The sequence below is a fragment of the Clostridiales bacterium genome, from assembly GCA_015243575.1.
GTDB classification, from domain to species: domain Bacteria; phylum Bacillota; class Clostridia; order Peptostreptococcales; family Anaerovoracaceae; genus Anoxybacterium; species Anoxybacterium hadale.
The window spans coordinates 304800-330465 of record CP042469.1 but is presented as its reverse complement, the minus strand read 5'-3'; the positions used below and the strand labels follow the sequence as shown (position 1 = coordinate 330465).

14 protein-coding genes are annotated in these 25666 nt (G+C 45.6%); 3 read left to right on the top strand and 11 right to left on the bottom strand.

From position 1 onward, the window contains the following. Window positions 1-40: 40 nt before the first annotated feature. From FRZ06_01295 to FRZ06_01255, 9 genes are all read right to left on the bottom strand, one after another. Window positions 41-9142: a glycosyl transferase gene (locus tag FRZ06_01295; GenBank protein QOX62078.1), complete on the bottom strand. Its 9102-nt coding sequence runs from the start codon at window positions 9140-9142 to the stop codon at window positions 41-43. A gap of 115 nt (window positions 9143-9257) precedes the next feature. Further along, window positions 9258-10805 carry a DUF1565 domain-containing protein gene (locus FRZ06_01290; GenBank protein QOX62077.1) on the bottom strand — a complete coding sequence of 516 codons (1548 nt, stop codon included), beginning with the start codon at window positions 10803-10805 and terminating at the stop codon, window positions 9258-9260. Between the two features lie 336 nt (window positions 10806-11141). Further along, window positions 11142-14609 carry a hypothetical protein gene (locus FRZ06_01285; protein ID QOX62076.1) on the bottom strand — a complete coding sequence of 1156 codons (3468 nt, stop codon included), beginning with the start codon at window positions 14607-14609 and terminating at the stop codon, window positions 11142-11144. A gap of 523 nt (window positions 14610-15132) precedes the next feature. Then, window positions 15133-16467 carry an NADH oxidase gene (locus tag FRZ06_01280; protein ID QOX62075.1) on the bottom strand — a complete coding sequence of 445 codons (1335 nt, stop codon included), beginning with the start codon at window positions 16465-16467 and terminating at the stop codon, window positions 15133-15135. A 360-nt stretch (window positions 16468-16827) separates the two neighbouring features. Continuing rightward, on the bottom strand, window positions 16828-17277 hold the full coding sequence (locus FRZ06_01275; GenBank protein ID QOX62074.1) for a hypothetical protein: 450 nt from the start codon (window positions 17275-17277) through the stop codon (window positions 16828-16830). 61 nt (window positions 17278-17338) lie between these two features. After that, window positions 17339-17674, bottom strand: coding sequence for a 4Fe-4S dicluster domain-containing protein (locus tag FRZ06_01270; GenBank protein ID QOX62073.1), 336 nt, complete (start codon window positions 17672-17674; stop codon window positions 17339-17341). 29 nt (window positions 17675-17703) lie between these two features. Then, window positions 17704-18114 carry a pyridoxamine 5'-phosphate oxidase family protein gene (locus FRZ06_01265; protein QOX62072.1) on the bottom strand — a complete coding sequence of 137 codons (411 nt, stop codon included), beginning with the start codon at window positions 18112-18114 and terminating at the stop codon, window positions 17704-17706. 12 nt (window positions 18115-18126) lie between these two features. Beyond that, window positions 18127-18609 carry a pyridoxamine 5'-phosphate oxidase family protein gene (locus tag FRZ06_01260; GenBank protein QOX62071.1) on the bottom strand — a complete coding sequence of 161 codons (483 nt, stop codon included), beginning with the start codon at window positions 18607-18609 and terminating at the stop codon, window positions 18127-18129. Window positions 18610-18801: 192 nt separating this feature from the next. Continuing rightward, the gene (locus FRZ06_01255; protein ID QOX62070.1) at window positions 18802-19620 is read right to left on the bottom strand and encodes an AraC family transcriptional regulator; all 819 of its coding nucleotides are present in this window, start codon (window positions 19618-19620) and stop codon (window positions 18802-18804) included. Window positions 19621-19837: 217 nt separating this feature from the next. Between FRZ06_01255 and FRZ06_01250 the strand changes: the two genes are divergently transcribed. The 3 genes from FRZ06_01250 (at window position 19838) to FRZ06_01240 (ending at window position 22832) form a co-directional block, all read left to right on the top strand. Beyond that, a complete protein-coding gene (locus tag FRZ06_01250; protein QOX62069.1) occupies window positions 19838-20605 on the top strand; it encodes a hypothetical protein in 768 nt (255 codons plus the stop codon). 10 nt (window positions 20606-20615) lie between these two features. Further along, the gene (locus FRZ06_01245; protein QOX65792.1) at window positions 20616-21866 is read left to right on the top strand and encodes an aminotransferase class III-fold pyridoxal phosphate-dependent enzyme; all 1251 of its coding nucleotides are present in this window, start codon (window positions 20616-20618) and stop codon (window positions 21864-21866) included. Between the two features lie 69 nt (window positions 21867-21935). Further along, entirely contained in the window at window positions 21936-22832 is an 897-nt protein-coding gene (locus FRZ06_01240) for a cysteine synthase family protein (protein ID QOX62068.1), read from the top strand. A 155-nt stretch (window positions 22833-22987) separates the two neighbouring features. Here the strand turns inward: FRZ06_01240 and FRZ06_01235 are convergent, their stop codons facing one another. After that, window positions 22988-23803, bottom strand: coding sequence for a protein-glutamate O-methyltransferase CheR (locus FRZ06_01235; GenBank protein QOX62067.1), 816 nt, complete (start codon window positions 23801-23803; stop codon window positions 22988-22990). Between the two features lie 61 nt (window positions 23804-23864). Further along, window positions 23865-25601 (bottom strand): HAMP domain-containing protein, encoded by a 1737-nt coding sequence (locus tag FRZ06_01230; protein ID QOX65791.1) that lies wholly within the window; start codon window positions 25599-25601, stop codon window positions 23865-23867. Window positions 25602-25666 lie beyond the last annotated feature (65 nt).

Here is a 25666-nt window from a genome sequence, read left to right as displayed (position 1 = left end):
ATATCATATGCGAAGGCATGGGGTCTATGATATTTCCTCGTTAGCCCATCATAATTTCAACCTCATGAGTCCTTCCGTCATCCGAAAGTTCAATGGTGTTCCCCTTAATTTCCTTGCCGTCGACGGAAGTAAGTTCTATGCCGCTGCTGAGATTTTTCGGATTCTTCACCGTGATTCGATATTCGGAAGTACCGTACCGATAGGTCAGAGTGAACCCCTGCCATTTCCTTGGAATACATGGGTTTATGGTCAGTGTTTCCCCGTCTTTACTCAGGCCAAGAATGCTCTCTACTCCAGCCTTATAAACCCAGCCCGCAGAACCGGTATACCAGGTCCATCCGCCTCTTCCTACATGAGGATATACTGAGTAGACGTCGGCTGCAATGACATAGGGTTCCACTTTATAAATAGAAGCCTCTCTTCCTGTTCTGGAGTGGTTGATGGGATTGATGAGGTCAAAGAGTTCCAGCGCTTTATCTCCATCTCCAAGCATGGCAAAAGCGATGATGACCCATGCCGCTGCGTGGGTGTACTGACCGCCATTCTCTCTTACTCCCGGGACATAGCCTTTGATATAGCCTGGCTCCAAATCACCGTTGTCAAAGGGAGGTGTTAAGAGCTTGATCAGTCCTTCCTCTCTCATGACGAGATAATCCTCTAAAGAGCCCATCGCCTTTTTCACTCTCCCCGGTTCACCTTTACCGGAAATCACTGCCCAGGTCTGTGCCAGTGAGTCAATCTTGCACTCCTTGTTCTTGGATGAACCCAGCACAGCTCCATTATCGAAAAATGCTCGCTTATACCAGTTGCCGTCCCACGCGTTTTCCTCTATGGCTCCGGAAATTTTATGGATCATTTCATCATAACGCTGTGCCTGCTCTGCTCTGCCCATGCGGCTGCAGATGGGAATGAATCGCTGAAGGGTTGCACATAAGAACCATCCCAGCCAGACACTTTCCCCCTTACCGCCATTGCCTACCGTATTCATTCCATCATTCCAATCTCCACCTCCGATCAGCGGAATTCCCCGCTCACCGAATTTGAGACCATACTCGATGGCTCTCAGGCAGTGATCCAAAATGGTACCCTTCTCCTCGGTCACCCGGGGAAGACAATATCGTTCGTCTTCATGATTTTTCAGCGGTTCTGCATCCAGGAAAGGTGCTTCTTCCTGAAGGATTGAATCATCTCCTGTTACACGGATATATTCTGCTGTAACAAAGGCTAACCACAAATAATCATCTGAGAAACGAGTTCTTGGACCTTTCCCTGCCGGTTCATGCCACCAATGGAGCACATCCCCCTGCAGGAATTGCCGTCCTGCATGGCGGATAATCTGGCTTCGGGCCACTTCCGGTTTGATCGCCAGAAGAGAAAGACTATCCTGAAGCTGATCCCTGAAGCCATACGCGCCTCCAGCCTGATAGAACGCCGTTCTGGCCCACATTCTGCAGGCTAGTGACTGATAAAGCAGCCAGCCGTTCAGCATATAATTCATTGCGGTATCCGGTGTATTGACCTGTACCGTCTGAAGCATGCCTGCCCAGAAACGCTTCACTTCTGTAAGCGCAGACTTTGCTTTATCCGTATCACCATAGGAAGCGATCAAACTGCCGATCCGCTCTTCCTGCTCGGTCATCCCAAGAAGGAATACCACTTCCCTTGTTTCCCCAGGCTTCAGCGAGAGCTTGATCTGCACCGCTGCGCAAGGATCATACCCGACTCCCAGGGTGCCGTCCAGCTGGGACGTCTTTAGCCCGTCAGGAGCTTCCATTCCGCCCAGCCCAAAGAATGCTTTTCTGTCTCCCGTAACCCACCGTTCCTTTGATGAAGTCTCAAGAAAGAAAACTCGGTCGGGGAACTCTCGGTTATAGTGGTTTCTCACCGTTAGTGTGCCATCACTCATGCCGCTGATTAAGTGCATCGCGTTCTCTCGTTGATTGACGCCAAGCACAGGGCTTACATAATACGTTACGTTCAGGTTTTTCTCTGCGTTACTTTCATTAAAAAGACTTATTAGATTGATTTTTACGGTTCCTTTCAGAGGAACGAATTGAGTTAATTTCTGCGCGATCCCATGACTGGTATGTTGAAATTCCGTATAACCAAATCCATGGCGAATGCGGTACGCCTCCTCTTCACGCACGGGCAGAGGGGTAAGGCTCCATGTTTCCCGTTCATTTTTTTCTGCCTCACTACCGTCAGAATTTCCGTCCGAAGAAGCTGATCGCTCTGTCAGATAGAACACCTCCGATGGACGATCGCTGACCGGATCGTTGGACCAAGGTGACAGCTTATTTTCACGGCTGTTCTCGCTCCAGCAATATCCTCCTCCCGATTCGGTTACCATGAATCCGAATTCCTGATTTGCAATCACGTTCACCCATGGTGCAGGCGTAGCCTGTCCCTGCTCCAGCACAATCACATATTCTCTTCCTTCTGCATCGAATCCACCCAATCCGTTATAAAATTGAAGCTGATTCTCCGCAGAGCCGCCGCCCTCATCAAGCTGATCTGGTTCTCTCTCATTGCCCTTTCTTCCATCGTACTCAGCCGAATCCAGATAATCACTCTCGGTGGGCTTCCTTATGGAGTGCTCTTCCTTGACGTTTTTACGCAAAGCTTTCCCCTGAGGTTGCCTCTCCGTTTCCGGCTGCACAGAGATCAGTTTGTCAAAGCCTGATCTAGCCTGTGCTCTCAACGTGCCCTCGCCCCCCTTGAAGACCATTCTTGCTGCTGCATAGAACAGGCATAAATCATCAGCAGGCATGTTATTGGCATTGATGATATAGATATCGTTATAGCAGCTTAAAATATCTGCTGCTTGACTGGAACAGACAATTTCCGAAATCAGTGAATGCAGAGGGTTGGCATAGCTGTTTTCCTCATGGCTAAGTACCACAAGATCCACCCGCAAATCCTTGATTCTCCAATATTCATGAGCTCTTAGCACCTCATATAGAATCTCTACCTCTTCCGTCTTTTCCAGCACGACGAGCACGATAGGTCTGTCGCCGGAGATGCCATAAGGCCAAAGGGAAGACTGACCCTTCCGGTTGTCCCTGATGAACTGGCGGTACTGTAGCTTCTGAGGACCCGAAAATACAATATTGGAAATCATATCCTGGTACAGTTCCATCTCCTGCGCTTTGATATTAAGATATTTGGTTTCCACCTGACTTCTGGTCAGTGCAAGCCAGAACGCCGCATCGCAAGCCTCCATATTGTCATACTTCTCCATCAATTCCAGAACGGATTCTCTCGTCGCCGCTGTTATGGTGACAAAAGAAACCGACGCAGTCTCATCCGGCTCGATGGTAAGCTTGATTCTCTGGCTCAGTACCGGATCCAGGACCGGTCCAACGGTGCCGGAAAGAGGTCTGTCCCGTTCAATTACTGCAGGATTGACAGGGGAATGTCCTCTGCCGATAAAATGCATCCGGTCGGTCTCATACTGAATTTCACCAGCCAGATCTCCATTAATTACAGCCATTTGCCCCATCCAGATTTCCTTATCCTCTGGCGTTCTTGGTCTTCTGTTGGCAAGCAGGGCGCTATGCGCCGAATCGTACTCTGTTCTGACAAACAGATTGCTGAAGGCCGGATGGGCAATATCGCTGTTTCTGGGTGCCAGTACGATTTCAAAGTAGCTTGTTATCTGGATTTCACAAGTGGAATCCCCATTATTCTTAAGGCTGATTCTGCGAATTTCAGCCTGATCCTCTGAGGCTGCGGAAACTTCCATGATGGTTTCAATATCCCCATCCATCCGCTCAAAGGTTGCCTTATCCGGTGTAAACACAACCTCATATTTTTCTGGAAACACATTACAGGGCGCATAGGCTGCAGACCAATAGCGGTTCTCCGTCACATTCTTGATATAGAAGAACATTCCGTACTGATCCAGCACCGGGTCTTCCCTCCAGCGTGAAATATCAACGGTTTTGTTTCTGCTGTAGCCTGTCCCCTTGTCCGTCAGCATGACAGAATATTGACCATTGGAAAGTACATGAACCTTAGGCAGATCAAAATCAGGAGCGGTAAACCGTCTCACTGCACCCTTGTCACGATAAATCTTTGCCTTGCTAGTAACAACCTTCTCTTTGTTATCTTTGGTAAATAGAATGTCCACAGGTACTTTCTCATGAAGAAGGAGCCTTGCTGCTTTTACGGACGGATCTGATGAGAAGCGTGTTTGCATGATATTTTCGTTGAGGTAATTGTTCAGCGCCAGTAAGCTCATTCCTTCGTGATGTGCCATGAAGCTTTTTATGATTACCTTCTTCGCCTGGAAGTTGACTCTTTCGGGCGTATAATCGGCAGCCTCATAAAAACCATAGGGTCCTTCCAGTCCTTCTGCTTTCAGATACTTGATATTTTTAAACGCATCGGCTGGATTGACCATCAATGCCATGAAGGTTGAGTAGGGCGAGGTCACCGCGTCCTCGATGAGTCCCCGCTTCAGTCCCAGCCATGGCACACCGATGGCTTTGTATTGATAATCCAGATTGATATCCAGGGAGTGGAATGATGATTCAGAAACACCCCAGGGCATATTCCTGACTTTACCGTATTTTTGCTGACTCTTTACCACAAAGGAGTAGGTTTCATCCAGCAAGGTATTCCGATAGCTCTTCATGACCAGCAGCGGCATGAGATATTCAAACATGGTCCCGCTCCAGGAGACCAGCCCTTTATAATGATCTACTACCGTAAGCAGTCTTCCCAGCATGAACCAATGCTTCGGCGGAACCTCACCCCGTGCAATGGCAATATAGCTAGCCTGTCTTGCCTCAGAAGCAAGCAGATCGTAATAGGAGTTGGTAAGTTTCTTTTCATCCACATTGTATCCGATGGAAAACAGCTGCCGACTGTCGTTATATAGGGGTCTAAAGCTGATTTCAGAGGACAGGGTCTCAATCCGATGAATCAAGCTTTGATACCGCTGCAGAAAGCTCTGCGAGAATCGGTTTGACTCCAATATGGCCTCAATCATCTGGTTTAGCCACAGATAACCTTCCTCAAAATTTTGATCCTTTATCTTAGCCGTTCGCTTAGTAATGGAATCAATCTGTCGAAGAATTTTTTTATTCAGCAACGCAATGCCTTCCAGCGAGACGTTGGTATTCAGCAGTTCCAGGAGACGCCCCGATTCGTCTGCAAGCTCCTCGCAGCATAATACTTCCGGTATGGCTTCAATCAATGGAACCCATGGTGTAAAGGCGTTCAATTCCTCCTTGAACATTCTTCCCATTCTCTCCGTTTTCGCTCTCCAGATGGGTCGTTTTAATCCTGTCACCACACGTCCCTTCATCATTTCATCCAGGGCTCTATTCCACTGGGTCAGATCGATGGGTGCGGCTTCATCCATAAAGTCAAAATAGTGAAACTCTGCCGGGATTGGCTCATTGTCAGCAAGGCCGTTGCGCAGGGTATCCTTGATTCCCCGTACAAACACAGCATCCACCAAAGGCGCAGAAAGATACTTTTTCAAACCCTCCTGTAAAATGATTAAATAGCAGACGAAATTCCCGCTGTCAACAGTTGAAACATACAGTGGATGCAAAGGTTCCAGCGTTCTCGTATCATACCAGTTATACAGATGACCGTTCCATTTCTCCATTTTTTCAATGGTAGAGATCGTCTTTGAAATCATCTCCACCGCTTCTTTAATTCCCGTATATCCCAGGTCTCTGCCGGAAAGTGAGGCAAGAAGACCTAAGCCGATATTGGTAGGGGAGCTTCTGTAGGCAACCCCTCTTGGAGGGTCCTCTTGAAAGTTATCCGGTGCTAAATAATTGTTTTTTGAGTTGGAAAACTCCTCAAAATATCTCCAGGTTCTTCGTGCAATCTTCCCAAGTTCATTGCGCTCGTCTTTTGTAAGGACTTCCGCTTCCTCGTCATCATCTCTGCTGATCAAGTACGCAATATAGGGTGCCGCACTCCAGATCACTAAAAAAACAATCCCAAAGACTGCACTTTCCGGTTTCCAGAACATCGCGGCAGCAGCTATAAGAATCCCTATGAGCGGACTCGTGACCATGGTTCGCCAATAGCTTTGCAGCGTTCCGCTTTGGAATCGCTCCACATCAGCGGAAGTAATCCACTCCAGCAGATTTTTCTTGGAGATCCAGACTCGATAAAGAGTCACCAGCACCGCATCCATGATTCGAACAGCTTGATAGGGCAGGAAAATCATCGATAACAAAAACTGAAATAATGAGGATTTCAACCCGAAGAAACCCGGCATGTACCGTTTGATTTTGTCGTATTTCACTCGATTCCGCAGCTGATCCAGAAAATTCAGGATGAAAGGCATTCCCATGGCAAGCAATGCCAGCGCGGCCCATAGGTTCCCATTTCCGGGAAGGACGCTAAATCCAAGCAAAATCAGGAGAAGAACCGATGGCATAAACAGGCTTCTCCGCAAATTGTCCGTAATCTTCCATATGGAAATGGAAGAGAGTGGATTTCTGATCCGATTTCCGCTTCGATTGCGGATGTTCCGTCTCAGCCAGGGAATGAGCTGCCAGTCTCCCCTGATCCAACGATGGTGTCTGGCCATATAGGAATTATATTTTGTTGGATAGGAGTCCACCAGTTCCAGATCAGTGACGAGACCGGCTCTGACGTAGGAACCCTCCAGCAGATCATGGCTCAAGACAGCGTTATCGGGAAATGCATCCCGCAGCACGTTTTGGAAGGTCTCCAGCTCGTAGATCCCCTTGCCGGTGAAGATTCCTTCCCCGAACAGATCCTGGTACACGTCGGAAATCGCACAGGCATAGGGATCAATTCCCTCCTGTCCAGTATAGATTCTGGAAAAGATCGACCGATTTGCACTTTCTATATCAAAAGATATCCTTGGCTGCATGATACCGTACCCATCGATTACGATGCCTCTTTTCGGATCGATCACGGGCGCGTTCAAGGGGTGAGCCATGGCTCCGATCATCTTTGCTGCCATGCCGAAGGGCAGTATGGTATCAGCATCAAGCGTAATCACATATTTGATCTTTTCCGCCGGTAGCTTTCGGCTGGAATAGAAGATAAAGCTGGTCTCCTGAGAGCCCAGCAGCATTTCATTGAATTCCATCAGGGTGCCGCGTTTTCGTTCCCATCCGGTCCACTTGTTGTCCTTTTCATTATATTTTCGAAGGCGGTTATAGAAGTAGAACAGATCCTTTCCATCCTTTGCATATTTGGCGTTCAGCGCTTTCACACCGTAGGATGCAGCATGGAGTATGGCGGTATCGTTTTCTTTGCTGGGTCCCTTTGCATCAGAAAACATACCCAGGATCGCAAAATAAAGATTCTTTTCTCTGTTCGCCAGATAATGACTCTCCAAGTTTTCAATCAGGTGTTCCACTCTCTTTTCGTCCGAGAGCAGTGCAGGAATGACCACCATGGTGCAAAACTGTTCCGGAATCCCGCTCGTAAGTTCCATCCTGGGAAAGAATGCCGGTTTTCTGACTTTACAGATAAGCCAGTTTGCAACAGTAATGGCCAGCTCTGAGGCCGGAATAAGTACCACTACTGCCGTAAGAATGACCAGATATACCGAAGCAGATTCCAGCTTTTTCCCTGCATAAAAAACAGCAAGGCAAACAGTGACAAGAGTCGCACCCGCGATGAAGCTCATATAAAGAACTCCCATACTGCCTGTGATTTTCTGCTTTAGCTTTTCAGCAAAAGTCTTTTCGCCCTTCTGCCTATCTTCCAAAGTCTTAAGACCCTTACCGACAAGATACCAACCCACATGGCAGCGTTTCATATCAGCTCTTTGCTTTGACTGATCTGCTTCCTTGGGGATGCGGTCTGACTTTACAACACGTTCTTCTTGTCCAGCCGCAATCTCATGCATTGCTTCTTTCGCCAGCTCGATCGCCTCCTGCGCGATATGAAGCTCAGATACCTGATGGATTCGCGCAAGCGAGCCGATTTGTACCTTGTAATGATTTCTTGAGTTGATATCCATCTGCGGATAGGTTCCATCTGGGTCCTGCATCAGTATCTTTTCAAGAAAACTGATGGATTCAAAGATATCAGACCAATTCACGCTGGAGATATATTTCAGACTGGCAATACAGTTGCCCATGGAAACAGTATGAACCGCCTGAACATTATGTTCCTTCTGGGCTGTTGCTTCCGTAGATGTATGGAACTTTTCCAGGTTTTCATCGATGTATTTCAGTACGCCTGCATAGCTTCTTCCTGATCTTCTGAGTCGATAAAAGAGATGCTCCACGAAGGATGGATTCACCGCACCTACGCCCATGACGTCAAGATTGCTTTTCATCAATCTGACAATGCTTTCCGTATCTCCTTCACCCGCCATCCATGTTTCAAAGATTTCATCTGCAGCATTCCACTGCTCCTTGGTTTCTTTTACCTTTTCACTGATGGTTCTGATCTTTTCAATCAAAGCCAGTTTAATCATGATGGGGATGATGCTGATTTCCCGTTCAAGGAGAACGGTGTGGGACTGGTAAGCATCCAGGTATTTCAGAAGAGTTTCAACTTCAATTTGCCCGTCAATATGAGAAACAAATTCGGCGGATATTGCGAAGATACGGGCATACCCTTTGAAAGGTCCTCTCTTCAGCACCGGCAAATCGTTGTATTCCTTGCGGCTTAAATCTCTTCTAATGCTTTTGACCTGTTCCTCCACGATATAGAAATTATCCAAAAGCCACTCTGCTGCCGGAGGAACGGTCCGTTTTTGAACAATATCCTCATTTAAGCTCTTACAAACAGATAATATGATGTTATAATTATCGTTCATTCGGAGCATGGGCCATCCTGCGCTGTATTTCTTGAATTCCACAGAGTGTTCCTGAGCCATAGCTTTTGCATGGGTTTCCAGCACCTCTTCCGATAAGGCAGCTCCTCTGACCTGAATATCTCTTCCTTCTCTGATCCGAATCAAAACAAAATATAAGAGCACTGCAGCAAAAAATGCAATGCTAATCATGATTATTCCATCTAAATACAATTTGCGTCTCCTTTTAATCCTTACCCTCCTTTGAGCACAACTGGCGCTCAAATTCCAACACTTAAGTTGTGTTGTCTCTTGCCAAAAGAGGGTTTGCTGAAATGATACCAATAAATAATATCTCCCATTTTTTACCGATATATTCATGGTTTTCAACGAGAAAGACGTCAAAAAGAGAACAGAGGCCGGGACTTCTGCCGCCCGGCCTCATAATTGAAATCAAATTTCTGAATCCAGTTCCAATACTGATTTTCTGAATCGATCAGATAGATTCATAGGCGCCGCAGTCCACTGCCTTGCCATTCAGACGCTTATTGCCCGCATAATCCAGAACCCCTTCTGCGGGTGTATAGGCAGGATCACTGAAATCGATGGCTGGAGAACGCTGTGTCAGGCGAAAATCCTCAGCTGCAGCATTCGCAAAAGCCGGATCAACAATCTTTGATATTTTATCCTGTCCAGTTTTGCTCTTCCACATATTGAGTCCTACCTCTGCTGTTTCCGGACCCTTGAACCGAAGTCCTTTTGCGCCACCCGGCCCAAAGTATATATTGTAATTAAAGCCCAGATTGTAGATATATTCCTTACCAAAATCTTTCGCAGCCACAACAAGATTTCTATTGCCCGCATAGATGATATTGCCGGTAAAACTCAAATCATGGCTTTTCCCGATGGAAATTTCGCCTTTGCCCAAGCCTTTGACATCGTTCCCGTAAAGGGTATTGTTCCTGACTCTCATTTGAACCGTCCAGCCCTTATCGGTACCGGACCCGCCTGCACTCAGCCCAGAAGAGTAATTGGAAACGATCAGATTATCCCGCACAAGGATGCCGCTGCAGCTCTTTTCTTGTTTTTCATTGGTTACTCGTATCCCAATGTCGTTTTCCTTACAGGTATTGTATGCAAGCTCCACATCTTCGGCCCCATCTGCTAAAATTCCCGCAGCAGAATAGCTGCCCGATTGATAGAAGGGATTTTCTTCGGTGCTGTTTCCAATAAGCTGATTTCCTGCGATCAGACCGTTTCTGACCCGATTGTTCTCCTCCGGCAAGCACACCGGTTCGCCTCCCATGGAGTCATCACCTCTGACTGCCAAGCCTGAGTTGTTGTTATCACGAATCACATTATCTGTTATGTGAAATTCTTTTATATTGCCGGTCAGAAAAACAGCTTCTGCTGTGCCGGACTTGATATTCCAGATTTCATTTCCGTCTATAGTAAGATTCTGTACCGGAACGTTCCCATCCCTGCCAAAAACAGCAATCGCCGCTGCTCCATTCTTCTCTGAAATATTGTTGTACCAGATTTGATGAATTTTACAATTGCTGATGGTAATCCCGTCTCCCGAACCCCAGATACTGATCCCTGTAACGAAATAATTCTGATCGGAATTCACATTGTTAACTAGCTCTAATCCGTTAATGATGAGATTGCTTTGATTTTCTATAAGGATCAGCTCCGCTTGATCTTGTACAGAGGATTGGGATCCGTCAAGAATTACCTTTCCACCGTTGTAATTTGTAAAAGTAATGGCTCCCTGTTCTGCATTTCCGGAAACGTTAATGCGGATCCGCTCATAGTAGGTTCCTTCCTTGATGGATACCGTACTTCCAGGCAGAGCGGAGTCTGCTGCTTTCTGAATTGTCTTCCAAGGCTTTTGCAGTGTTCCTGGATTTCGGTCAGAGCCCTCGGGATCAACGTAATAACCGGAAGCCTCATACATCGGCGCAGGCACTTGTCCCGTGTTGAGTGATAAAATGACGATCATACACAACGCCATGATAAAATTGATAATGACGATTCTTCTCATGGGTAACCCTCCTGATGCGCCATAGAATGACTGCGAGTCAATATCGACCGGCAGCAGCAACGACAGCCCTTGGCCGGCTGCAGCGGGCAGCACTCATTGCGCAAGACTAAACTTGCCTCTATTCTACCAGATATTTACGAAATATTACAATTATTTCGCGATTCTAATTTCATAAATATGAGTTGAGAATCATTCCGAATCTTTTACAACGATTATTTCCGTCGGATCATTTCCATAAAATATTCCTTTACATAAAAAGACAGGGCATGCTCATAAAGCCGTTGCCCTGTCTTTTGTTTATTGGTTCATTAGTTTATTGTTCTTTTGGATCTTTTGTTACAGTGCGATGGATGCAGCGCCCAGGGTTCCTACCAGTGCTTTGAGATAATCATCAGAGCGGTAGTAGGCCAAGGTTTCGGTCGCTTTTTTAAGCTTCTCATTATACTTAAATTCTTTGATCACCGATGTGTTGATGGGGTTTGCTATGAATGCTTCCAAATTGGAGATCATCTCTTCCATCAGACGAATATCAATCTGCTGCTTATTTCTCAGTCTTTCTGCATACCAGTCGCTTGCAATTACGCTTTCTCTTTTAAACAAATCTCTGATTTCAGGAGATTCTAGGGTGTGGCCCTGGTATTCTCCGTTGACCATGATATGAAGCAGCGCTTTGATCGGCGGAATGGCCTCGTCTACACTGCCATCCTGGAAATAATTCATTGCAGCTTTCTTTTGCCCGCTGACGATATTCAGCACTCCATCTACAAATGCTTCCATTCCCTGAGTTTCTGGTTTCAGAATATCCTCACTGAATACAGACTGTGGTTCATCAAAGATCTTGCCGAGATACTTGTAGCAGAAGACCTCAGTAATACGATATCCCAATCTGCCTGCAGGAACATGAACGCCATTGTATTCAAAGTCCTCCATCTTTTCCAGTGAACCCTCCTGGATCATCTTCTGAGGATTTCTTTCAGACTCCCTCAGCCTTGACCAGATTTCAGGAACCAGCATGGAAATGTCATGATCCACCCTGATATTCGATCCGATATGTCCTGCCGGTGTGGTATATACATTGTAATCCCCCAATAGGTAAGAAAGCAGGGCGTTATTCAGGTCATATACCGGCAGCAGCATATTAAAGGGGCCTTTCGTCAGAGCTCCCTCGGAGCCTGCTCCCGTGGTTGACGGAGATTTTCCAGTCAGGCTGCTGATGAAATCCATAAACAGCTCTGGGAGTTCTTGGTAGTGAATAGGATTATACACGCTGAGCGGCGGAACCTTTTTATCGCCTTCCAGTCCCGGCGGATTATTTCTTCTACCTGGCAGTACTGCATTCACGGGCATGGGAACCGACTCAGACAGCGGGATCTTTCTGGAAAGACGCTCTCCTACTTCAGCCAAATATCCTTTCAACGGATTCATGAAATCGGAGCGGTGCTCCAGATATCTCGGATTCTTGCTGGGCTTTCCGTCAACAATTCTGCTTTCAGAAGAAACAACGCAGTATTCGTCATTGCCTTTCAAGAATGCTTCAATATGATTTCTGACCGGCTCAGTGTATGCGATGTATCCCATTACGTCATTTTTTAATTCCTCAACATCAGCCTTAGTCATTGGTTCAAAGTTTGTTGCAAAGAGATTGTTGCTGGACAGATCTTTTTCCGCCTGCAAATCGTATCCCTTGTGAACAGCATCATCAGGCCTTTGGAAGAATCGATACTCACAGTTCACCGGGAATTTATAACTGCTGTTGCAGTATTCCGGGTTGACATTCTTCAGACTGCCTGCTGGTATCAGGACAGAAGCGGTAATATCGTCTTCCATCTGAAGCTTTTCGCTTGGCATAAAATCCATCCGGAGTTTAAAGATTCTCCAGGCTTTATCTTTTCCAAAGCCGACCCGCAGATAGCTGGGTCTGATTCTTCTATTGTCAAATTTCAGCTCGTTCCCCGGTTTTCCATTGATCAGATCAACGGTGAAGTGGTTTCTCCATGCATCTCCCCAAGAGGTTCGATAGAACCTCTTTACCATGAAGACCAACGCCTTGACATGGTTTGGAATCTCTTCGATATATGCATTGTACTCATCTGTATACAAAGAGGAAGGCGTCAGCAGCTTGATGACGGATCCAAGGGTTCTGTCAATGGAAAGAATCGGGCGAGCAGGTCTCGTTCTATCAGGGCAATCTCTCCAGCGACGTCTGTAATCATAGTTCAGAATGCGCTCTACATAGTCCAAATCCTTCTCTAGATCATTTACATAATAGGTTCCGTAAATAATAGAGTTACTGATGGATTTTGAGATCTCAGATTTACCTCCGCCGGAAACCGTACAGGGCTTGTGGCAGAAGGTTCCTTTTGCCTCGGTACTAATGAGCTTCCAGACTGGAGCTTCCGGGTGCTTTTCTATGTGAATTTTTTCACCATTAGGCAGAACATAGAAGTAGCCTGGCAGCAACTTTAGCTTGCATTCCTTCTCATTGTAATTCCACTTAATTTCATTCTTATATAAATCGACCTTGATGTTCTCAGGCACATAGATAATCTGACTATTCTGCTTATCGATACCATAACGCTCTTCAATCTGAAGTTCCATCAGATCACCGTAAGTCTTGATCACATCCTCGAAGGTATAGCCAGTAAGGCTGGCATCCTCAACCGCATTGTAGTTCACTCCAAGATTCTTCTGTGGGTATGCAATGGTACCTCCAGCATGCTCTTCTTCCACGTTTCCATAGAGGTTAGCAGCAAAGCTGATCTGAGTTTTGATCTCTTTTTTCGAATAGCCGTAGTAGTTATCAGCGATCAAAGTCACAGCCACTCCACTCTTGTCTCTGCAGGTCAGTTTGAATGCATTTCCGTCGTTGTACAGTTCATTCTCATCTTTATAGCACATGCCGTCACGGCGCTGACGCTCCGTTGCATCGTCGTAATGAGGAAGACCCAGATCAATCTTTCTCATTTTGGATAGATGGGGCGCGAGCAGGATGTACCCCGTATGCCCGGACCACTTGTCGATGTCAAGGCCGGAGTCATTGCTATGTGAGCTGGGATCTCCGCTGTTTCCAAACACCGATTCTATAAAATCCAGATTCGATACGAAATTGCCGGGTGCTACAAAGAACACTTCCATTCTTTTCTCTTCCTGAACGCCGGGAACCTTGGGGGATACAGTGGGCTTAACCATAAGAGAAACAAAGGTTTTTGCCTGATTATCCTGATTGATTGTAAAAGGCAGCAGCTTCATATCCTCCGGAGGATTCACAGCACACTGATATAGTTTTACAAAAGTCTCCTTCGGAACAGCTTTTTTATCATAAGGAATGGGCAATCCCCCTTCGACAATATGGAACGAACCTTCTGTAGTACGTCTGTCATTCTTCGGATTGTTCAGGACGCCCTGTTTAATCCTGTAACTGCTGATCAGTTCATTTTTATAGGTATTTCCGTCAGGCGGCAGAGACATTTCTCTTGCCAGGCCGTAATGATCCAGTGTCAGGGACTCATCAACAACCCTCGGTACATAGGAGCTATCACTGAAATAGCTGCTGAAAAACTGATTGATACGCTTATAAACGCCAACCTCGTTCACATCAACCATTCTTTTCTTCTCTTTATAGTCCTTGATAATGTCTTCAAACAGATCGATGAAATATGTGCCGGTTTCATTATCGGATTCAGAGCGATAAATAGGCAGACCGAGGGATGCCAATTTGAAGTTGATGTACTGAATTCTATCTTCGCGTGAAGTGATCGGATCAATGTTTCCAAAATCGATCCCTAGTTTTTTTCTAATTGACATCGTAACCTCCTGAATTGTATTTGTATTTGCATTGGCTGAGGAAAGCTGTAATGATTCCTTTTCTAAAATCTGCGGAATGATCTTCCTTTTAAAGGGAGAAGCATTGCTTTCCAGAACTTATTTTTATAACAAAGGAAATATCCAGTGGTGGATATTTCCTTATGTTTCAAAGAAAGTACCTTGGTTGTCGCCTCTGGCGACATCTGGAAATAGGAAGCCTTGATTCCGTCATTTCCACTTTTTTTATTATGCAGGAAAATATCACTGAAAGTGATATTGACGGAATAACAAAGAAAGCACTTTGGTTGTTGTCGCCTCTGGCGACATCTGGAAATAGGAAGCCTTGATTCCGTCATTTCCACTTTTTTTATTAAGTATACCCTGTGTTTTATTATTTAGCAAGGAGGTTTTTGAATTATTGATAAATTTTTAACATTTCTCTTTCAGTTTTTCACAAATGAGTTTACGCGTTGCCATTTGAGACTACATTCTTAATTCTAAGACCCTCTAATCTGCGATTTCCTTATTTAGCGCTAAGCGCAGCCATGGTGATATAGTTATACGGCTTATTAAAATGAGGTAAGAAAAACAAGTCGGTAAGTGCCAGTTTATCCACTGTAACTTTCTCCTGAATCGCCAGAGAAAACATATGAATCCCCATGGAAAGATCATGCCTGGAAGCCATCTGTGCCCCAAGAACCACTCTTGTTTCCCCATCATAAACGATCCGAATCTTAACCGGCTCATTTTCACTTTCTATAAATTCCGGTTTTTGCAGATCCTCATAGTCTGATGCCAGGGCATTGATCCCGCGACGCTTGGCTTTGTTCAGGGTAAGCCCCGTAGATACCATCTTAAGGTCGAAGATGCTAATGCCATTGGAGCCTTGGACGCCGGCAGATTCCAGCGGTGTTCCTAGTACATTGTGAGCTGCAACAACGCCGGATCGAACCGCATTTGTAGCCAGTGCAATGTAATTTTCTCCATCGATGGAATTATCGTAAACCGTTGCACAGTCCCCGATGGCATAAACATCCGTAACGGAGGTTTCCTGCTGTTTATTGACGAGGTATGCTCCGTTTCTGAATTGAGCCAGCTGTTTCTTCCCGAGTTCAGCATTGGGGCGGAATCCGATGGCCATTACAACCATATCCGCTTTATAACGATTCATATTAGTCACAACTTCCTCAACACAGCCGTTTCCTCTGATCTCGGTAACCTTCTCACCGAAGGCCAGCCTGATCCCGTGCTCTTCAAGATTCCTTTTCATCATATCAGTGAATGATTCATCATAATAAGCCGACAAGCACGTCTTTTCCACATCGATCATCGTTACATTTCTGCCATGCCTTTTAAATGCTTCAGCAAGCTCTACCCCGATATAACCTGCTCCAACTACGACGATATCTTTCATTTCTGGATTTTTCAGCTTTTCAATTACATCCTGTGCATGCTGATACAGCTTTACCGGCTGGACGTTTTTCAGATCATGCCCCGGAATCATTGGAACGATGGGAAGGGATCCGGTCGCTAAGATCAGTTTATCATAAGGCTGCTGGATCATGCTCCCATCTTTTCCTTCGGCAAGGATTGTCTTCCTTTCAAAGTCGAGATCCAGTACCCGCGTCTCCATAAAAACCTTTGCACCCTTTGCCTCCAGCGCAGCCTTGCTAGAGTAGAATAGTCCCTCTGGTCCGCTGATTTGATTTCCGATCCAAAGGGCCATGCCGCAGCCTAAGAAGCTGATATTTGAATTTGAATCAAAGACGACTACCTCATGCTCTTTCGAATTAGACAAAATTGTATTCACTGCTGCCGTACCGGCGTGATTCGCTCCAATCACAACGATTCTGCTCATAATATATCCTCCTTGTACATTTCTTCACCATTTTGATTTTTCTTTTTTATCCTCTTTCAGCAAGTTCACCTTAGGCAAAATTGCCGACCGAAATCACATCAATGTTTTTATATACCCTAAGGTATCGTGAAAGTAACCGCTTAAGTGGTACTATGTCCTTTTGTTTCTTGCAATATATCCATGGATTTTATAATTAGAATCTGCAGGAATAGACTTTACTGTCCTCGCCTTTATTGATTCACAAGAAAGTGGCTTCGCACAAAAAAAGCGGCCTTTACGCTTACGTAAAACCGCTTCTAAGTCTTTTCCTCTATATGACTGTATGGCTGCACTTCGGAAACGAAGTTTTAGCCGCTTTCATCAATCTTTTATTAAAAATCTGCAGCAGCTATCCCCGTCTGTTTTACAGAGTGGCCTCTCAAAATCAACTTGAAACTGTCTGTAAAGCACTGCATCAATCTCGCAATAAAGTGCACCCAGCTTTAGAGCATCCAGCTGCTCCCACATATCGTGCATAGGGCAGTAGGTGATATCTGTCGGCTGATCAGGGTCTTTTTCCCAAGAGACGGAAGGCATATCCCTGACGAGAGCATAGGTTTCTCCATTGATTGGCAGACCCCGCTCCGCTGCTTCCTCCTTCATCACCGAAGCCCTTGCTTCTCCAAACCTCGTGATGGCATTTCGAATCGCTTCCGTTCCCTTTTCTTCGCCAAGCTGAGCGATGAGCTCGCTGGCCATAAAATGGTAGAGTTCCGCCATAAGTTTGGCCATTCTCCCCACAGGCTCGTCACTGCTTCTAATGTTACCCATTCCGCACCTCGTTTCATCCTTCTATAATTTGTTCCTGCCGCCAGGTGAACGCTCTAGTTGCTTAGGAGATTTCTTCATACGGCAGTTCCGGTTTTTTCTCAAGAAAACGGCTCAAAGCCATTTCAACATAGCTCGTCATTGAAATGGCACCCATGACGCAGACCGCAGCACAGCGTCCGCATCCGGTACAGCGTCTAGGTTCATCCAGCCACGGTACAAATACACCCGCAACATTGGTTTCTTTCATCATAAGACCATTTTTGCAGGCATTTACACAGGAACCGCAGCCTTCACAATTCACCGGAATGACCCAAGGAAGCTTTTTCGGTAGTTTCCCTTCAGTTTTAGCGGCTTCTACAGGGGTCACAGGTTTCCCGTCTTCTCTTCCAGTGCTCATTTACTCCCCCCCTTTCCAGGACGATCCCGTTACGCTTTCGGAGAAAGATCGGTCCAGCGACTTTCGTCGTATTCCTTCATACCGTCATAACCAAGCGTATCCAGCCGAATGCCAGCTTCAGCTCCCGGCTTTGTGCAGTAAACCTCTTCCACTTTGATCTCGAGGAGCTCACTCCAAAGTTTTGCAGAGCCTTTCACCTGATAGGGAGCTCTAACGGATCCAAGATTTCCGGGAGCTAAAGCAGCGTATGGATTTTCTAAAAGAATCTGCTCGATCTGCTTGATTTGGCTGGAGGAGAGCGCGATTCGTATCGTGTCACCCTCCGCATTTATCTTTTCTGCAACAATCACAGAAGGGAAACCCTTTTTTGTTGCAAATGCAATATGCGCACCATTTTCTGCAAACCAATCTTTCATTCTTGGGGTTAAAATTATCGACATGCTCCCACCTCCTTATAAAATACTTTGACCTGCGTTTGCAGCGTCAAAATCATATATCTCATCCACCTTTAAAGCAATAATGCCTCTTTGCGCAACCTTTGGCGGTGCAATATCCGGTGGAACCTCATCCGGCGGTTCTTTTGAGACCCAATCACCCCAGTCTTCCAAAACTTCACCAGCGACGATATCATGCCAGCGGTATTGGTCTGGTGCTGCATTGCTGATCACAGTGCAGGGACCTCTGAACACCCACGTGTGGTCTTTTACGGGATGTGCCACAGAGATGCATGCTACTGGATTTTCATTGAGATTCACCTTGGTTTTCTGTGCGAACATATCTGCGATCAATATGTACTCGTCTTTATAATGGGTTACAAAACGTTCCGCTACAATGTTGGGCTTTCCGTCAATGCTGCTAGTGGTCAGGTGAACCACTGCTCCACCTTTTCCCACAACACGCAGGACCTTTTTCATTTCTTCTGTCAGAACTGCCATGATCATACCTCCTTTGGAACTCTGATTTCGTGCTAGTGTAATGTAGAAACGATTACAAAGCTTTGTTCGTAATCATTTCATACTATATCTATGGGAATTATATTATTACTATTTATGGTTTCTGTCAAGCAACTTTTATAAAAAAATCCCCGTATTCCAGTTGGTTAAAAACCGGATACGGGGATGAAATGTTCAGCGTTGTATCTCATAGTAAAATTTCTGAGGAAGAGAACCGACTAACTTCTGATAACATTTATTCATATGGGATTGATCATAATATCCGAATTGTATTGCAAGGTCAGATAGGGCAACACGTTGATTCTGCTTCATCAGCAAAGTGTATTGCAGAATGGATGTTTGAAGCTGGATGATCTCACAGAATTCCTTAGGTGAAATGCCTACGTGTCTCTGATAAAGATTTCTCAAATAGCGCACCGAATATCCGGTTTCTCTGGAAAGTTCACTGATTGGTAGATGACCCCGACAATGAATGACTCGCTCTGTGCAAAACCGTACAATTCCTGCCGAATCAAGACACTTACGGAGCTGCCGCACCAAATATTCCGTCACGATTGCAATCCGTTCCTCAAAAGCCGCAGCAAGATCCATCCGTTCAAGAATCGGACTGTCTTCCAGCACATCCGTCAGCGGAAGCTGCTTCCCTACTAATTCCCATGTCTTAATGCGTGTGAAATTACTCAGCCCTCCGGGAGCAAGCCGCACGCCAAAGGCACAGCCAATTTGATCAATGGGAATGAGAACCTTCTTCATATGATACCCTTCTACTGTCATGACCACACGGCAACCACCATATCGAAAGAGCAAATCAATACACCCATCAGGGATCACACAAAGCTCCCCTTCAGCCGAAATAGAATCAAACTGATAGAAGTCCGCCACCAAACCATGGAGGGGATGATCAGCAGGCACCACAAAATTCCGGTAATGAATCTTCTGTTCGAATCCGGGCTGAAACGGGATGTAATTTGCCGGTACGATCGTGCTTTTCATCGAGATTCCCTCTGAATTTTCAGAATTTTTCCTATATTATATCGACTTATTCCCATTTTTACTATACAAAATCAGAAATTTCATGATATATCAAACATAAGATTAAGTATGGAAGGAATCGCTGATTGAATGGAAGGTACGCACCAAGCGAAACATGAACCAAAAGATGTGCGCCTGGAATGAATCAGCGGCTCCCTAATGAAGGAGGTGTTATTTCTTGCTCACGCAAATAGACAGCAGAACCCTTGCCTATGTAAACCTCTTTGCAGTACTGGGTACATTGGAAAATCTATGTGAACTCGCCCCTGAAGCAAAGAGTATCTTAAAAGGCAAGGAGCCCTTTTCCATCGGATTTGCAGTAAAAGGAGGTCCCCAAGCGGTTCTCGCATTTAAAAACGGGCATTGTGAGCTCCGTGAAGGAAGCAGCGGCTGCACCATATTGCTGCCGTTCCCTTCATGCGAAAAATTTAACGGTATGATCAATGGAACCTATTCTCCTATGCCTTCTAAAGGCTTCACCAAGCTGGCCCTGCTAACCAAAACCTTTGTTCCTTTGACGGAAGTAATGAAGAATTACTTAAAGCCTTCGAAGGCTGCACTTCAAAGCCCCGGCTTTCGCGAGATCAGCACCAGACTAATGCTCTATACCGCAGCTGCTGCAGTCGCACAGGTCGGCAACAACGATAAGAGCGGAATGGTCAGTGCAAGTCAGATTCCAGACGGAGAGATTGCCATTGATGTAAAAAACGTGATGGGGATTACGGTCGATGTAAAAAATCATCGGCTCACAACCATTAAACAGCCGTGCCGAAACCCAAGATCATCCATGGTCTTTTCAAGCCTTGACGTCGCAGGAAAGCTCCTTTCCGGAGAGGTCAGTGCTATGGCCTGTATCAGCGATGGAAGCATTGAAATGCACGGCATGCTCAACATGATTGACAATATGAACCGTATTCTCGACCGTGTTTCCCAATACTTAAGCTAGGAGGTGCATGATGCAATTTCCGATTTACGAATATCCCAAAAGCCGCGAGGCGTTTCAGCGTGCGCTCCGTGTAATTCCTTCGGGGATCTATGGACATCAGGGGCCTTCTGAGGGGTGTTATATCCCTCAAAGCGCCTTCCCCCTGTTTTCTTCTTATGCCAAGGGCGCTCATTTCTGGGATCTGGATGGCAATGATTTTATTGATTACATGTGCGGCTATGGGCCCAATGTTCTTGGATACGGTGATTCCGACGTGGACACCGCCGCCCTGGAGCAGCGGAAAAAGGAGGACTGCGTAACGGCTCCATCCTCTGTTATGGTTGATTTCGCAGAGCTTCTGGTCGATACCGTAGCAAGTGCGGACTGGGCTTTTTTTGCCAAGAATGGCAGTGATGTGACAACACTGGCTGTACTTACCGCCAGAGCTGCAACAAGACGAAAAAAGATTATTTTCTTTAACGGCTACTATCATGGGGTTCATCCCTGGACGCAAAAGCTGGATTATCCCGGTGTCCTTGAAGAAGATGTGGCAAACAACCTCTATGTAAAATTTAATGATTATCCTGCTCTGGAAAAGCTATTCAATGAACACCGGGGTGAAATTGCAGGAATCATAACTCAGCCCTATGCCCACGGTAATTTTAATGATAACTATTTTGCCGATGCAGGTTATTGGCAGAAGATACGGAAGCTCTGTGACGAAAGCGGGAGTGTGCTGATTGTGGATGATGTACGCTGTGGTTTTCGACTCGACCTGGCCGGTTCGGATCATTACTTCGGTTTTCAGGCTGATCTAATCTGCTTTTGCAAGGCACTTGCCAACGGGTATAACGTATCCGCCCTCTGCGGCCGAGATTCCCTTCGCGATGTGGTCAGCAGCCTGTCCTATACCGGAAGTTATTGGATGAGTGCAGTTCCCTTTGCTGCCGGAATTGCCTGTATCAACAAACTGAAAGCCCTGAATGCTCCAAAGCTGTTTCACGAACTTGGCACGAAGCTTACAGAAGGTTTCAAAGCTGCAGCAGCAAATAACGGGTTTGATCTGGCAGTATCCGGTGCCCCCTCCTTATTCTATCTCAGGCTGGCCGATGATGAATCCCTGATGCTTCATCAACAATGGGTGGCAGAATGTGTGAAACGCGGAATCTTCCTGACCTCCCATCACAATCATTTTATCAATGCGGCACTGACGGAAGAAGACATCAACCGATCCATCGAAATTGCAGAAGATGCTTTTCATGCGCTGAAAGATGCAGATTAGAAATTCATATTGTAGTCCAACTCTTATCGGTGGTATAGTGTAACTATCGAATCAGGAGGGACTGACAAAATGTATGACAACATTCTCGACGCCATCGGACGGACTCCGCTGGTGCGCATCAACAGACTCAACCCCAAGCCTCAAATTCCGCTCTATGCAAAGATTGAAGGCTTTAATCCAACCGGAAGCATCAAGGACCGCATCGCACTGAAGATGATTGAACAGGCAGAAGAATGCGGCGCACTGACTCCGGGAAAAATTATCATTGAACCCACATCAGGAAACACCGGAATCGGTCTGGCTATGATCGGAGCGGTAAAAGGATATCCGGTCATGATCGTCATGAGCGAGGCGGTATCGGTAGAGCGAAGAAAGATGATAGAAGCCTTCGGTGCCAGAGTGCTGCTGACGGACGCTGCACTGGGAACTGACGGGGCTATCAGAAAAGCGCATGAACTTGCAGAAGACAACCCTGAGCTTTATTTCATGCCCAACCAGTTTTCCAATCAATACAACAAACTTGCCCACTACTGCACCACTGCCAACGAGATTTGGGAAGAAACCCAAGGCAAGGTTACTCATTTTGTTTCCTCTTTGGGAACCTCCGGAACCATCATGGGAGTGGGTATGGGCCTGAAGGATAAAAACCCGGCAATTCAAATCGTGGAAGCGCACCCGGTCAAGGGCCATTACATACAGGGGCTGAAAAACATGGAAGAAGCCATCGTGCCTGAAATCTACGATCCCTCAAAAATCGATCGAACGGTTATGATCGAATCCGAGGAGGCCTTTGCAATGGCAAGGGAGATCGTTCTAAAGGAAGGCATCTTTGTCGGCATGAGCAGCGGCGCTGCTATGGTTGCAGCATTGGAATGCATCCGAGATCTAGAAGAAGGTTTTGTTGTGGTTACCTTCGCAGACAGAGGGGAAAAATATCTCAGCACGACACTGTTTGATCATAATTAAGTTATTGAATCAAAATCAAGCTTTTGTCCATGATTAAGCTATTTGTTCATGATTAAAAAAGGGTTTCTGCCCTCACCACCACAATTGGTGTGCAAAACGGTACTGATATTGGTACCGTTTTGCGGGAGCAGAAGCCCTCTTTTTTATTGCTGTTTTTACAGCTTTCTGTAAACAGCAGGCATAAGATAACGATATTTGGTTTCTTTCCTGTCCAGTGATTCCGAATGACCTATAAAGAGATACCCTCCATATTCTGTCATGTCATAGAAGCGATTTGCAAGCTTCCATTTCGTTTCACTGTCAAAATAGATCATTACATTTCTGCAGAAAATAATATGGAATTTTCTTTTAAAAGGGAAGGTTTTATCCATAAGATTTAGCTTTCTGAAGATGACTTCATCTCGAATCTTTAATGCGACCTGACTGTTTTCACTGTCATATCGCTGAAAATACTTCCCCTTCCAGCTGTCAGGCAGCTTTTTAATTCCTTCATTGGAATAAATGCCTTGTTTTGCTTCCCCCAGTACTCTGTCGGAAATATCAGTTGCCAGAACTTTTGTATCCCAAGAAGACTTTTCTCCACCGAAGAACTCGTCGAGGAGCATTGCGATGGTGTAAGGTTCCTCCCCCGACGAACATCCAGCACTCCAAATTCTCAAATCACGATCCTTCACCGTTCCTTTCAGATAGGGTAATACCTGCTCACTTAAATACGTAAAATGATCAGATTCCCTCATAAAGAAGGTATGGTTGGTTGTAATCTTATTCATCAGTGTTCTGGCAGCGGTTCCCGACGAGTCCGTGATCAAATAGTTATAATAATCGGTAAAATTATCAAAATTTTGCTCCAGTAATACATTGTGAAGCCTGCCGGCTATCATAGTTTTTTTTTCATCTTTGAGATGAATCCCGTAATGAGATTTTATATGTTCCGATAATTTCCTGAATTCTTGTTCCGTTATGGCAACCATACGGCCGCATATCCTTTCCTTGTACAACATTTTGATTCATTGGAATATTCCTATGTCTATATTAGTACTTACCAAACTCCAGATCACTTAGGATAATCCCCTTTTCCTTGGCCGGTTTTTTCATTTTTTCATCTGATGGTTCCCCAACATCAGTAAGCATTCCGCCTTTCATCCTGCCGGACATACTCTCGATAAACTTCATGACCTCCGGACTAAGATCATCCAGCTTTCCGTAGGAAGCTCTGACTTTTCTTAGTTTGAATTTACCCACCATCTCCCTAAGAAGGGATGCCTGTCCAGAGAGTTCTTCGCTGGCAGCAGCACTCTCTTCTGATGTGGCAGAATTGGTTTGAACAACCTCTGAGACTTGCATGATTCCCTGGTTGATTTGACCGATTCCTGTCGCCTGCTCATTGGACGCAACAGCAATTTCATTGACTAAATTGGCTACTTTTTCAATGCCTCCGACAATCTCACCAAGTGCAGCTGCTGTTTCCTTCGCAATTTTAGTTCCACCTTCTACCTTTTGGATAGAGCCTTCAATTAACGCTGTGGTTTCCTTCGCAGCTCCGGCAGACCGTGCAGCCAGTGTTCGAACCTCTTCCGCCACTACGGCAAAGCCTTTCCCCTGCTGTCCGGCCCTGGCAGCCTCCACGGCAGCGTTAAGTGCCAGAATATTGGTTTGTGCGGCAATATCGTCTATTACCTTTATAATTTTTGAAATGTTTCCAGAAGAAAAATTAATCTCCTCCATGGCAACAAGCATATCTTTCATCTGATCATTGCCCATTACAGCACTAGATTTTGCACTCTCAGCCAGTTCGTTGGCCTGATTGGCATTTTGCGCATTGAGCTTCGTCTGAGAAGAAATTTCTTCCAAGGAGGCAGTAAGTTCCTCTATGGAGCTGGCCTGTTCTGTAGCTCCTTGAGAAAGGGCGACACTGGAATCGGAAACTTGCTTTGACCCCACCGCGACCTGCTCCGAAGCAGTATTGATCCCCGTCATCACCTCGTTCAGATTATCGGACATTTTCTTAAAGGCGGCGGCAAGAGCTCCAATTTCACACTTGGAATGATAATCAATCTCCACATTCAGATCGCCGTCTGCAATCTGTTCTGCAGCCACAACAATCTTTTTCACTGGAACTGCAATAATCCGAGAAATCACAATTCCCAACCCGATAGCAATCGCAATACTCACTGCAATTACAGTAATCATAGTTACAGAGGCTTTATTCGCCGAAGCTTTATTATAATCAGCACTTTCTTTTGCCTGACTCGTCTTCATTTCCATCAACTTATCAGTCTGCTGCTGAACCGTGTTTGCAATCTCTGAGCCTCGTGTCCCGCTGAGCAGGTTATAGGCTTCGTCCATACGTCCCAGTTCGATCATGTTGATGGTTTCAGCACCCAAATCTTCAAAATCCTCCAGAGATTGCATCAGAGTATTGTAATTTTCTCTTACTGCATCACTTTTTATAGAGGATTGGAAGCTGTCAGCTGCATTAAAAACGTTAGTCTTCTGCAGTTCAAACTCACTGACATATTCCTGTCTTTTTCCCGGATCCTTTTCAATATACAGATTCCTTAATACGACGCGCTGCCTGAGATATGCTCTCGAAATCTCAGAAAGAGGCGGCAGCGATGCCGTGTGCGTCTCGTACATTTCTGCACTTAAATTGCTTACTTTATGGATGTTAATAACGCCGACCGCTCCAACGATTCCTGCGATTACTGCTAATATCGTAAAGCCGATTATCAATTTTGTTGCTACTTTTAAATCATAAAACCATTTCATCATTCTCTCCTTTACGCGCATCTTATACTGCTTTCTAATTAAACATAGATACCTTCGGAAACAAT

Excerpts from the sequence above, each read along its gene's own strand:
- FRZ06_01295 (QOX62078.1), bottom strand. The coding sequence starts at position 9,142 with ATGAATATATCGGTAAAAAATGGGAGATATTATTTATTGGTATCATTT.
- FRZ06_01290 (QOX62077.1), bottom strand. The coding sequence starts at position 10,805 with ATGAGAAGAATCGTCATTATCAATTTTATCATGGCGTTGTGTATGATC.
- FRZ06_01285 (QOX62076.1), bottom strand. The coding sequence starts at position 14,609 with ATGTCAATTAGAAAAAAACTAGGGATCGATTTTGGAAACATTGATCCG.
- FRZ06_01280 (QOX62075.1), bottom strand. The coding sequence starts at position 16,467 with ATGAGCAGAATCGTTGTGATTGGAGCGAATCACGCCGGTACGGCAGCA.
- FRZ06_01275 (QOX62074.1), bottom strand. The coding sequence starts at position 17,277 with ATGGGTAACATTAGAAGCAGTGACGAGCCTGTGGGGAGAATGGCCAAA.
- FRZ06_01270 (QOX62073.1), bottom strand. The coding sequence starts at position 17,674 with ATGAGCACTGGAAGAGAAGACGGGAAACCTGTGACCCCTGTAGAAGCC.
- FRZ06_01265 (QOX62072.1), bottom strand. The coding sequence starts at position 18,114 with ATGTCGATAATTTTAACCCCAAGAATGAAAGATTGGTTTGCAGAAAAT.
- FRZ06_01260 (QOX62071.1), bottom strand. The coding sequence starts at position 18,609 with ATGGCAGTTCTGACAGAAGAAATGAAAAAGGTCCTGCGTGTTGTGGGA.
- FRZ06_01255 (QOX62070.1), bottom strand. The coding sequence starts at position 19,620 with ATGAAAAGCACGATCGTACCGGCAAATTACATCCCGTTTCAGCCCGGA.
- FRZ06_01245 (QOX65792.1), top strand. The coding sequence starts at position 20,616 with ATGCAATTTCCGATTTACGAATATCCCAAAAGCCGCGAGGCGTTTCAG.
- FRZ06_01240 (QOX62068.1), top strand. The coding sequence starts at position 21,936 with ATGTATGACAACATTCTCGACGCCATCGGACGGACTCCGCTGGTGCGC.
- FRZ06_01235 (QOX62067.1), bottom strand. The coding sequence starts at position 23,803 with ATGGTTGCCATAACGGAACAAGAATTCAGGAAATTATCGGAACATATA.
- FRZ06_01230 (QOX65791.1), bottom strand. The coding sequence starts at position 25,601 with ATGAAATGGTTTTATGATTTAAAAGTAGCAACAAAATTGATAATCGGC.